This window comes from Bacillus sp. D48C, from assembly GCF_053345735.1.
The window spans coordinates 156,585-168,350 of sequence record NZ_JBKFAQ010000012.1; the positions used below are offsets into that span (position 1 = coordinate 156,585).

10 protein-coding genes are annotated in these 11,766 nt (G+C 36.3%); 7 read left to right on the forward strand and 3 right to left on the reverse strand.

Annotated elements, in window-relative coordinates; translation table 11 throughout:
* Nucleotides 1–42: 42 nt before the first annotated feature.
* On the reverse strand, nucleotides 43–4,479 hold the full coding sequence (locus ACLBXA_RS24060; protein WP_447617561.1) for a glutamate synthase-related protein: 4,437 nt from the start codon (nucleotides 4,477–4,479) through the stop codon (nucleotides 43–45).
* 198 nt (nucleotides 4,480–4,677) lie between these two features.
* On the reverse strand, nucleotides 4,678–5,982 hold the full coding sequence (hemL, locus tag ACLBXA_RS24065; RefSeq protein WP_086402977.1) for a glutamate-1-semialdehyde-2,1-aminomutase: 1,305 nt from the start codon (nucleotides 5,980–5,982) through the stop codon (nucleotides 4,678–4,680).
* A gap of 121 nt (nucleotides 5,983–6,103) precedes the next feature.
* Here hemL and ACLBXA_RS24070 point away from each other — a divergent pair, with 121 nt between their 5' ends.
* The 7 genes from ACLBXA_RS24070 (at nucleotide 6,104) to ACLBXA_RS24100 (ending at nucleotide 10,986) form a co-directional block, all read left to right on the forward strand.
* Nucleotides 6,104–7,117, forward strand: coding sequence for an ABC transporter ATP-binding protein (locus ACLBXA_RS24070; protein ID WP_000843649.1), 1,014 nt, complete (start codon nucleotides 6,104–6,106; stop codon nucleotides 7,115–7,117).
* On the forward strand, nucleotides 7,110–7,901 hold the full coding sequence (locus tag ACLBXA_RS24075) for an ABC transporter permease (protein WP_000521515.1): 792 nt from the start codon (nucleotides 7,110–7,112) through the stop codon (nucleotides 7,899–7,901). The genes ACLBXA_RS24070 and ACLBXA_RS24075 overlap by 8 nt, the downstream gene beginning before the upstream one ends.
* A gap of 4 nt (nucleotides 7,902–7,905) precedes the next feature.
* Nucleotides 7,906–8,691 carry an ABC transporter permease gene (locus tag ACLBXA_RS24080; RefSeq protein WP_000639350.1) on the forward strand — a complete coding sequence of 262 codons (786 nt, stop codon included), beginning with the start codon at nucleotides 7,906–7,908 and terminating at the stop codon, nucleotides 8,689–8,691.
* Between the two features lie 72 nt (nucleotides 8,692–8,763).
* On the forward strand, nucleotides 8,764–9,168 hold the full coding sequence (locus ACLBXA_RS24085; RefSeq protein WP_000964360.1) for a potassium channel family protein: 405 nt from the start codon (nucleotides 8,764–8,766) through the stop codon (nucleotides 9,166–9,168).
* Between the two features lie 44 nt (nucleotides 9,169–9,212).
* Nucleotides 9,213–9,668 (forward strand): thioredoxin-dependent thiol peroxidase, encoded by a 456-nt coding sequence (bcp, locus tag ACLBXA_RS24090; RefSeq protein ID WP_000633711.1) that lies wholly within the window; start codon nucleotides 9,213–9,215, stop codon nucleotides 9,666–9,668.
* Nucleotides 9,669–9,967: 299 nt separating this feature from the next.
* A complete protein-coding gene (gene perR, locus ACLBXA_RS24095) occupies nucleotides 9,968–10,396 on the forward strand; it encodes a peroxide-responsive transcriptional repressor PerR (protein WP_000237831.1) in 429 nt (142 codons plus the stop codon).
* Nucleotides 10,397–10,566: 170 nt separating this feature from the next.
* Entirely contained in the window at nucleotides 10,567–10,986 is a 420-nt protein-coding gene (locus ACLBXA_RS24100; protein WP_000759743.1) for a GNAT family N-acetyltransferase, read from the forward strand.
* Between the two features lie 106 nt (nucleotides 10,987–11,092).
* Here ACLBXA_RS24100 and ACLBXA_RS24105 read toward each other — a convergent pair whose 3' ends face one another.
* A complete protein-coding gene (locus ACLBXA_RS24105; protein WP_000025067.1) occupies nucleotides 11,093–11,449 on the reverse strand; it encodes a YgzB family protein in 357 nt (118 codons plus the stop codon).
* Nucleotides 11,450–11,766 lie beyond the last annotated feature (317 nt).

The following is an 11,766-nucleotide window of genomic DNA, read 5'->3' on the forward strand; positions in this document are numbered from 1 at the left end:
TGTACTTCGTCAATTTTTTCTTAATAATGAAAATTACTCATGTTACTCTGTTGAGATAGATGGATCTGCCTGTTCTTTTTTGGGGATAATTTCAAAAAACTGGTTCTGTATATCATCTAATAATGGGGTTAACAAAGCAACTTCCTCATATTGCTCATGCTCGTTTAGTACACGAATATAGTCTAGCAATAATTCAGTTACATCTTTCAAACCATTTTTACTAATTGATTGTAATGTAACATTTGCCCCTTTTGCAATTCTTCTTTTTAAGGCCTGTTCTGTTAAGCCTAAGTTTGAATCATGACGCAAATAAACAACACCGCCAGTCATGCCAGCGCAAATCCATGGACCAGGGTCACCTAAAACAAGCGCTCGCCCATTTGTCATATATTCAAAAGCAAAACCTTTAATATTGGAGTATGCACCTATATTTCCTTGCTCTTTTTCACGGAGTGGTTTTGTTATTCTACCTCCAATGATCATGTCTGCCCCAGAAAGGCGAATACCAGCACGAGCATCAGCGTTCCCTTGCACGTATAGTGCCCCTTTTTGTGCCCCATATCCAAATCCTTTTCCGACAGAACCGTTATAATATACTCCGTCTTTTCCTTTTGATTTCGTTATATAAATACCACCACCAAAGGAAGTTTTACCAATGCCATCTTGTGCGCCGCCATTTACGTGTATAAATAAATTTTCACTATTGTAAGCACCTAACCCATTTCCAGGGATAGAACCATTCGTATACTTTAATGTAAGTGGTTCAAGTTGAGTAGCTTCATATAGTTTACTGCGAACGCGATAACATGATTCTAGACCGCCCATAACGCGTTGCTCTACACCAACGCCTACTAATTCTTTTGAGTCAGCGGAATGAACTGTTTTAAATTGTTTTTCTGGTACGTCTTTTGTTGTTGTAACAGATGGATGTTCTATTATTTGTAGTAAATTACATAAGTTTAATAAATTTTCGCCCCGAACTTGCTCTAATAAATCAGAACGCCCGACAATTGCTTGTAAATTTGTATACCCAAGCTGTCCTGTTAATCGTTTTAGTTCTACACCGAAAGAGGTGAATAAATTTAGCAGGCCAGCAACTGCGCTTTCTAATTCGCGTGGGACGAAGCGGCGTAATCCATGTTCTTTTGCCTGTGCTTCAGACTCAATTTGTGTCGCAATTCCAACATGGCAAGTATCTAGATGGCACCCACGGCAAGTAGTACAGCCGATTGCAATCATTGACAGTGTGCCAAATCCAATACGGTTTGCTCCGAGGAGCATGATTTTCAAGGCATCATTTACACTTCGAATACCACCATCTGCCCAAATCTCTACTTTATGTCTCATGCTCGCTTCTAATAAAGCGTTGTGAGCGGCTTTAACACCAATTTCTACAGGAAGACCTACATGTTGCAAGGCGTGAATACGTGCAGCACCTGTTCCACCATCGAATCCGCTAATGTTAATAAAATCAGCACCAGCTTTGGCGATACCGACAGCAATTGTTCCGATATTAGGAACAACAGGGACTTTCACGGCTACTTTGGCAAGTTGATTAGCTGTTTTAATTTCCGTAATCATTTGAGCTAAATCTTCAATTGAATAAATATCATGGTTGTTAGAAGGTGAAATTAAATCTGAGCCGATTGTCGCATTACGTGCTTCAGCGATTTTGGCTGTCACTTTTGAACCAGGTAAATGCCCACCTTCACCAGGCTTTGCGCCTTGACCGATTTTGATTTCAATTAAATTCGATGAGTTTAGTAGTTCGGCATTTACTCCAAATCGCCCAGATGCCACTTGTTGTCCGCGTGTATGTGGGTATTTCCCGATCATATCTTTAATTTCGCCGCCTTCACCGTTCAAGCTAATCATATTTAGCTGATCGGCCGCTTCTGCATATGCGCGAAAGGCAATTTCGTTTTGAGAACCAAATGACATAGAACTAATAATAAATGGTAAATTATGATTTTGAATGCCGATAGATACTTCTTCAGTTGGAACGACATGTTTTGTTTGTTTCGTTTGAACAAGGTGTCTGATTGCGATTGGATTATTCTCTTCTAGTTCACTTAACTTGTCACGGTAGTCATCATAAGGATTTCCTTTTGCAACATCGCCGATTGCTTTCCAAATTCGCGGGAATATATGAAATGATTTTCGCATTCTAATTTTAGGATTGTTATAATCCTCTGCTCGTATTTTTGCATCTTCAGCAAGTGATTCAAGTGAAAAAGCTAAATCATTTGAACCGAAGAAATTTGTGATTTGTAATATATTTGCAATTTCCTCATGTAACCCAATAGATGAATAGAGACGTCCGTAACCACGTAACTCATGAATTCCAATTGTTGAAATGACTTTTTCTAATCCTTTATTAAGTGCATTATACAGATTCGTAATTGGTGTTTTTGTTCCATCACTTACAGTCGCGAATAATAAATATGGATTAATACTATCTGCTCCTAATCCATATAGCGTGACAATGTCATGTAAGGAGCGAAGGGCACCAGAACGTATAACGAGAGAACAATTGCGGCGTAATTTATTTTCACTTAATTCTTGATGTACTTTCGCGGTAACTAAATGTGGATCAATCCACAAGCGTTCATTTAGATGGGCTTTTGCGTCATCTAATACTAGTAGGGAAGCACCATTGTTAACAGCAGCTATCGCTTCAGAACTAATGCGGCTTAATGCACATTGCAGGGTTTCTGACGAGCTGAATGTAGCAGAGATTGTGGCAATAGAGTTATGAGTCCTAAATAACGCTGTGAGTTGTTCGTACGTAATTGTGTGTAATTCCTCTGCAATAGGTTGTGCCACGCTGCCTTCTAAAATAATTGGTGAAAGCATTTCAACTACAAATGGCCGTTTTGCGCCGCTTAATAAACTTGGACGCTCTCCAAGTACAGTACGTGTAGAGAAGTGTTCAATTTCACGGTCACGGTCAATTGCTGGGTTTGTAACAACAGCTACACTTTCTTTAATAAAGTCAGCGATATTTCGTCTATCAGTATCAAGTGCGGCAAGTGGTGAGTCATGCCCAAGTGAGCGTATTGGTTCAACACCTTTTGTTGCCATCTGTTCAAGAAGCTGAATATGTTCTCGGTCCCATCCGAAAGCGACGTATTGTTTCGTTTCAACTTGAACAAAATCACATAGCCCGTGGATTTTTTGCGTTTCAGGGATAGATAAATTTAAATGATAATTGGTAGTATCAATTCGCTTTTTAAAACGGTTATATACTTGGATTTGATATTTGTCATATTCATAAAGAACAAGTTCATCTTGTTCATTCCATTTTAATCCGACCTTTTCTCCAGGGGCGAGTGGCTTTGGTTCTGCTACATATTTAGTTGGTGATACAACTCCAGGTTCAGAAGAGAAAATATAAGAGCTTTCTGTCTCTACTTTCCATACTGGGCGTAATCCAAGGGAATCAACGCTGAAAACAGCTTCATCTTTAAAACGGGAAATGATGCCAGCTGGTCCTTGTGCAAAATGTCCCCATGCTTCACGTATATACGTATATAAATCTTGTAAAGGTGTTTCATAAAGTTTAATTTCATTAATAATTGGTGGAAATAGTATTTCCATTGCTTCAAATAAACTGTAGTCGTATTGAACAAGTAGGGTTTCTAAGGTGCGGTTTAAATCTTGAGAGTCACTGCCTCCAGCAGTAAGTGGTACATCAATCATTTCAGCTTGATCGCGTAATTTTGCGATTGTGTTAATTTCACCATTATGTCCGAGAATACTAAATGGTTGTACACGAAAAAAATTAGATAATGTATTAGTAGAGTAGCGGTTATGTCCTAATGTCATAGTTGAAGCGATAAGTGGATGTTGTAAATCATTATAGTAGGCAACAAGTGTATCACCAGCACCTAGAACTTTATATACAACATGATCACGACTTAATGAAGCAACATGAATTGCTTCGTTTTCCTCTATTTTTATTGTGACAGAAAATAATGTTTGCTCAATATTTGTAATTTCATTTTCTGCGATAAGGGCAACTTGCCAAAATAAAGGTTCTTCTTGTTTACCGAGTGGACCGAGCGCATCTGAGTTTGTTGCATCATCACTTTCGAAAATGATAGTAAAGTTTTTGTTGTTTAATTGCGTACGAATATAATCTTTTAAGGCAGTGATGTTTTCTTTTTTATTTAGAAAAAAATGTCCAACGATAAAGTGGGGATGATCCACAATCGTTGGATTATATCCACTACTTTTTAGTTTTTCATTCCAAAGCGTTTTTGGTACATCAATGTGAATGCCGATGCCATCGCCCTCGCCATTAATGAAACCAGCTCTATGATTCATTTTGACGAGTGATTGTATGCAAAGGTCAATGTTTTCTTTTGTAGGAATTTTTCGTTTCTCCATAACGGAAACGATTCCACACGCATCATGTTCTGCATTTCTATAATCTCGAAATAAAGACGGTGTCCATGTATTTGTTTTATTGAGCATCCGTCAATCCCCCCTCTTGTAAAAGTTAGAATAATCTTACTATTTAAGGTGTGAATCACCTTGTACACAGAGATAGTAATGATGTAAAAGAATATAAAACAGATAATTATGAATAATTATACTATTAATGTGGGATTTATGAAATAGAAAAAAGGAAAAAAGAAAGATGTGCTTTCTTTTTTCCTTTTAATGACGAGATTATTTGCTATCTGCTAAAGCAGCAAATGCTCTGCCTACAGCTTCAATTGTATATTCAATATCTTCTTTTGTATGTTCTGTCGTTAAGAACCATGCCTCGTATTTTGAAGGTGCTAAGTTAACTCCTTCTTGAAGCATTAGCTTGAAGAATTTACCGAACATTTCACCGTCTGTATCTTGTGCTGCATCGTAATCTTCAATTGTATTTGTTGTGAAGTATACAGTTAAAGCGCCTTTTAGGCGGTTTAATGTAATATCGATATTATGTTTTGCAGCTTGCTCTAAAATTCCTTTTTCAAGCATGGCACCAAGTTCATCTAATTTCTCATAAAGTCCTTGTTGTTGAAGAACTTCTAGACAAGCAATACCGGATGCCATAGAAGCAGGATTTCCTGCCATTGTACCTGCTTGATATGCAGGGCCAAGCGGAGCAACTTGTTCCATAATTTCTTTCTTACCACCGTAAGCACCGATTGGAAGTCCGCCGCCAATAACTTTACCAAGAGCTGTTAAGTCTGGTGTTACGCCAAGTAAATCTTGAGCACCACCGTACATGAAGCGGAAAGCGGTAATAACTTCATCATAAATTACTAGTGCGCCAGCTTCATGAACAAGTTCATTCACTTTCTCAAGGAATCCAGGTTTTGGCTCTACAATACCGAAGTTTCCAACAATCGGTTCTACAAGAATAGCCGCTACTTCATGTCCCCATTTATCTAACGCTTCTTTTAAAGTTTCTACATTATTAAATGGAACAGTAATAACTTCTTGAGCGATACTTTGTGGTACGCCGGCTGAGTCAGGTGTTCCTAGTGTAGAAGGACCAGATCCAGCTGCTACAAGTACTAAATCAGAATGACCGTGGTAACAACCAGCAAATTTCATGATTTTTGTGCGGCCTGTGTAAGCACGAGCAACACGAATTGTCGTCATTACTGCTTCAGTACCAGAGTTTACAAAGCGTACTTTATCTAAAGCAGGCATTGCCTCTTTTAACATTTTTGCAAATTTTACTTCTAGCGCTGTTGGTGTTCCGTAAAGTACACCATTTTCAGCAGCTGTTGTAATTGCTTTTGTGATGTGCGGGTGAGCATGTCCAGTAATAATAGGACCGTATGCTGCTAAATAATCGATATATTTATTTCCGTCTACATCCCAGAAATAAGCACCTTTTCCACGTTCCATAGCAACAGGAGCGCCACCGCCAACTGCTTTAAAAGAACGAGAAGGACTATTAACGCCGCCAACGATATGTTCTAAAGCTTCTTTATGTAATGCTTCTGATTTTGTGAATTTCACTACCATTCATCTCCTTACAAAAATCTATGTATTATTCTAACATGTTTTTCGAAAAGACGTATTGTTTGTGATAGAGAAGGCAGTTGGGTAAACTATTCGTTGTGACATTTAGGAGGGGGGTCCGATTATGAAATCGGTAATTGAGGTACAAGGGTTACGTAAAGAATTTACAGCCTATTCAAGTCGTCCGGGTTTAAAGGGTGCATTTCGCGATTTATTAAATCGTAATTATAAAATAGTACCAGCAGTAAATGATGTATCTTTTACTGTAAAACAAGGTGAGATGGTTGGTTATATCGGTGAGAACGGTGCTGGTAAATCAACAACAATTAAAATGCTTACGGGGATTTTGACTCCGACATCAGGAGAGATTTTAGTAAATGGGATGAACCCACATAAGCAGAGAGAAGAATTTGTAAGAACCATTGGTGTTGTTTTCGGTCAACGTTCACAACTTTGGTGGGATATTGCTGTACAAGAATCTTTTCGTTTATTAAAAAAAGTGTACGGTGTATCAGACGCTCAGTATAAAGAGCATATGGAACACGTGATTGAAACGTTAGATATTGGTCCTTTATTAGATAAGCCAGTTCGAAAGTTATCTCTAGGTCAAAGAATGCGTTGTGAATTAGCGGCAGCATTAATTCATAACCCACCGTTATTATTTTTAGATGAACCAACAATTGGGCTAGATGTACTTGTGAAATTGAAAATACGTGAATTTTTAAAAGAAATGAATGAACGTTATAAAACAACAATTTTATTAACAACCCATGATATTACTGATATTGAAGCATTATGTGAGCGTGTTATCATGCTGGATGAAGGAAATATTATGTATGACGGTTCTTTAAATAATCTTCGTACGCAGTGGGGAGCAGAGAAGGAAATACATTTTCAGTTTATTGCACCAGTTTCCTATCAGGCTTTATCAATGGTTATGCCAGATAGTCATGTCGTTTGGTCGAAAGCGAAAGAGGAAAACGCGTGGGTTGCAAAAATACCGAATGAAGAAGTTATTATTTCAATGCTTATTTCTAAAGTAGTACAAGCCTTTCAAATTAAAGATTTAAAAATTAATGAAGTGTCTACAGAGGAAATTATTCGTAACATTTATGAAGAAGGTATTAAACATGGGTAAGTATATTGAAATGATTCGAATTCGCTTTTTAATGATGCTTGCGTATCGCACAAATTATTATAGCGGGATTTTAATTTATACGATTAATATCGGTGCGTATTATTTTTTATGGCAAGCAATTTATAGCGGAAAAGAGAACATTGAAAGTTTATCTATTTCGCAAATGACTACGTATATCGCAATTGCGTGGATGGCACGTGCCTTTTATTTTAATAATATAGATAGGGAAATTGCGATGGAGATTCAAGAAGGACGTGTAGCGGTAGAACTAATTCGTCCATATAATTATTTAGGGATGAAAGTGATGCAAGGTCTTGGGGAAGGGATATTTCGTTTTGCATTTTTTTCAATTCCAGGTATGGTTATCGTTACGTTATTATTTTCATTGCAAATTACAACGAATTTTCAAACGTGGTTATATTTCTTCTTGTCTCTAATATTTAGTTTTATTATTAATACACAAATTAATTTAATGACGGGAATGCTCACGTTCTTCCTATTTAATAATAGTGGAATTATGTATGCAAAACGCGTTGTTATTGATTTATTTTCTGGTCTATTATTACCGATTAGTTTTTATCCGTTATGGGCCCAAAAGGCAATGATGTTTTTACCGTTTCAAGCCATTAGTTATATTCCGAGTATGATTTTTTCAGAAGGTATACAAGGAAATAAATTGTATGAGGCATTATTATTCCAAGTAATTTGGGCGATTGTCCTTATTATTCCAATTGTACTTATGTGGAGAACGGCGAGAAAACGTCTAATTGTACAAGGGGGATGATGAGATGATATATATAAAACTATTTTTGCAATATGCAAGCCAATATATAAAAACAAAATTGGAGTATCGGGGCGATTTTATCGTTGGATTACTTTCTGATTTATCACTACAGGCTGTTAATTTAATCTTTATTCTCGTTGTGTTTGGGCATACACAAGCATTAAAAGGCTGGAGTAGAGAAGAAGTAATCTTTATTTATGGTTTCTTTTTAGTGCCGTTTGCCATTTTCTCAGCTTTCTTTAACATATGGGACTTTAATGATCGTTACATTATTAAAGGGGAGATGGATCGTATATTAACGAGACCGATTCATAGCTTGTTTCAAATTATATTAGAAAGAATGGAACTTGAGTCTTTAATTGGGGCCATTACAGGAATGATTGTAATGGGATATGCAGCTGTAGAGTTACAATTATCTTTTTACTGGTATGATTTCTTCTTATTTATATTGATGGTAGGAGGAGGCGCACTTGTATATGGAGGGATATTTGTTACGCTTGCGAGCCTTGGTTTTTGGTCAGATGCGAAAAGTTCAATTATGCCCCTTATGTATAACATAGGTAATTACGGGCGCTATCCTGTTAATATTTATAATCGTGTAATTCGTTTCATTTTAACGTTTGTTTTACCGTTTGCGTTTGTTGGAGTATATCCAGCAGCATACTTTTTAAGAAAAACAGAATGGAATAGTTATGCATTCGCGACGCCAATTGTTGGTGTTATCTGTTTTACGATTGCAATCACTCTTTGGAATCAAGGGGTAAAAAGGTACCGTGGTGCTGGGAATTAATTATAGAAGCTTGTTTGTTTCTAAGGGATAAATCCAATGGTCGTCTCATACATATAAAATGAGGTGGAGGACATGTTATGGGGATTTATTCTATTACTTGCAGCAATCGCTATTTTGAAAAGTGTCCAATTATTATGGAGTTCCTATTCAGATTCAACGCGTTTTTTTTCGCTGTATAATTTGGCCACATTATTTTTAATCTATACAACAGTACTGATCGCGTTTGGATTAAGTTACGTTGTATTAGAGGAAATGGGTTTCGCAGTTTTGAAAGAGGACGGAGAAAGTTTGAACGCTCATTCTTTTCAACTCGTTGAAGTTTGTTTATATTTTAGCGCAGTTACTTTATTGTCTGTTGGATATGGTGACATATCTCCGATTGGAATTGGGCGATGGATTGCAATTGCAGAAGCGCTAATTGGATATACACTCCCTTTTGCTTTTGTGATGAGGTCTGTAATAGACAATGAAAAATAAGGAAGCATTTGTTATAGTAAAGGAAAAGAGTAGGAGTGATAACTATGATTACAGTAGGAGAAATGGCACCAGAATTCACATTAGAGGGAAGTAACGGAGAAGAAGTTAGCCTAGCTGATTTCCGCGGTAAAAATGTAGTTCTCTATTTTTACCCGAAAGATATGACGCCAGGATGTACAACTGAAGCATGTGATTTTCGTGATGCGTATGGAGTATTTCAAGAGAAGGATACGGTTATTCTTGGAGTAAGTCCTGATTCAGCGAATAGACATTTGAAATTCATTGAGAAACATGAATTGCCATTTACACTTTTAGTAGATGAAGATCATAAAGTAGCAGAGTTATATGATGTTTGGAAGCTGAAAAAGAACTTTGGGAAAGAGTATATGGGAATCGAGCGTTCTACATTCCTTATTAATAAAGACGGTGAACTTGTAAAAGAGTGGCGTAAAGTGAAAGTGAAAGGACATATTGAGGATGTTCTTTCTTATATAAAATAAATCTATAGTGGAGATAAAATATGCAGAAACAAGGCAAGTGTCTATACATATTTTACTGCCTTACATAAAGTGGAAGTGTAGGGCATACCTCCTCAGATGATAGTATTCCAAGTGCGATTATGTCGCACTTTTTTCTATGTAATATATGAAGAAAAAGGGAAAGATACATAAAAACAAGCTCTGAATATAAAAATAAACCACATACTTATAGTAGAAATATTGACGATTTATAAGAAAAGGAGTACACTCTTTATAAGAATTATAAAATAATAATCCGTATAGAATCGGGGTGCATGACGGTGGTCAAAGAAGAATTAAAAGAAGCGCTAGAAATGCTGAAAAATACGGGTGTACGCATTACTCCACAGCGTCATGCTATTTTAGAGTACCTTGTGGAATCAATGACGCACCCAACAGCGGATGACATTTATAAAGCATTAGAAGGTAAGTTTCCAAATATGAGTGTTGCAACTGTCTATAATAACTTACGTGTATTTAAAGAGGTTGGACTTGTAAAGGAATTAACTTATGGAGACGCTTCAAGTAGATTTGATTATGTTACAAGTCAACATTATCATGTGATTTGTGAAAAATGTGGTAAGATTGTTGATTTTCCTTATGGAGGTTTGGAACAACTTGAAGAGGAAGCTGCAAAAACGACAGGCTTCGTTATTAATAGTCATCGCTTAGAAATTTATGGCGTTTGTCCAGAGTGTCATAAGGCGTAATATATAATAAAGAAAGAGGCTGACGGCTATACGTCAGCCTCTTTCTTTATTATATAAGGATTAGCGTGAGGTTAATCGGGATTTACAGTGCTAAGTTAGTAAGAAGGGTTAGATAAAAGTTTGTCGAATTTACTTTGTATTGGTGGAAATGAATTCTTGGAGGGGACATTTTGAAGAAATATGAGATTAAAAGTGACATTCCAACATTGGAAGAATATAAATATTTATGTGATTCTGTGGGATGGACTAATTATATGAACTTTGAGGTGGCGGAAATATCACTTCAAAATTCGATTTACTGTATAACAGTCAAGGATAATAATCAAATCATCGGCATGGGGAGAATTGTTGGTGATGGGGCTATCTATTTCTATATTCAAGATATAGTGGTTCATCCAGAGTATCAAAAGAATGGTATTGGAAAGAAAATAATGAATACTTTAGTAGAATACTTAAATCAGAATGCTCCAGATAAAGCATTCATTGGTTTGTTTGCGTCGCAAGGTAAAACGTCATTCTACGAAAAATATGATTTTAAAGATTATTCGCCTAACATGACAGGGATGTTTACTGTTATTTCGAAAAAATAGGTGTAATAAATTTAATAAAACAATTAAAAAGTTGATTTCTTAAGAAATCAACTTTTTAATGAGTTGAAACGTTTGTAGTGTTGCAAACTCGTATTTCCCTTGATACTTATGATTTATAACTCTTCTTATTATACTTTTCATCAAATTCTTTTCCTTCTAGATCTCGATCTAGTGTTAAAGGTTGATTGCAGTGCATACATGCATCGACACGGCCGAGCATTTTTGTTGGCTTATCACAGCTTGGACAAATAATTTGGATAGTCTTAGTAGATAACATACCAATCCAAAAGTAAACGACAGTGCTAGCGATAACAGCTAAAAAGCCAACCATCATAAACGTTGTCATAACAATAATGTTTTCGCGGAAAAAGACACCTAAGTATGCAATGAAGAGGCCGATAAATACTAAACTTAATGCAAAGGTCCGGATTTTATTGATTTTGTTTGAATACTTAATGCTCATTCTCACCACACTCCTATAATAATAATATAACATAAAATTTAGAATTTTCACTCTCGTGTAAATTGATAAAGGGATAAGATATGAAATGGATAGGAGGGGAGCCATGAAGAATGAATGGGTGCTATAATGATTTTTACAGCGATTTTTAAGTTTTTAACGGGATGTGAAATTTTTTTGTAAAAAGTATTGACCCTGTATATACTGCATGATATATTAATAACCGTCGCTGATGCGGAAACGCAGAAAACGACAAAAAAGAAATTGAAAAACTTAGTTGACATTGAAAAATGAAGATGTTAACATAAGGAAGTCGCAAA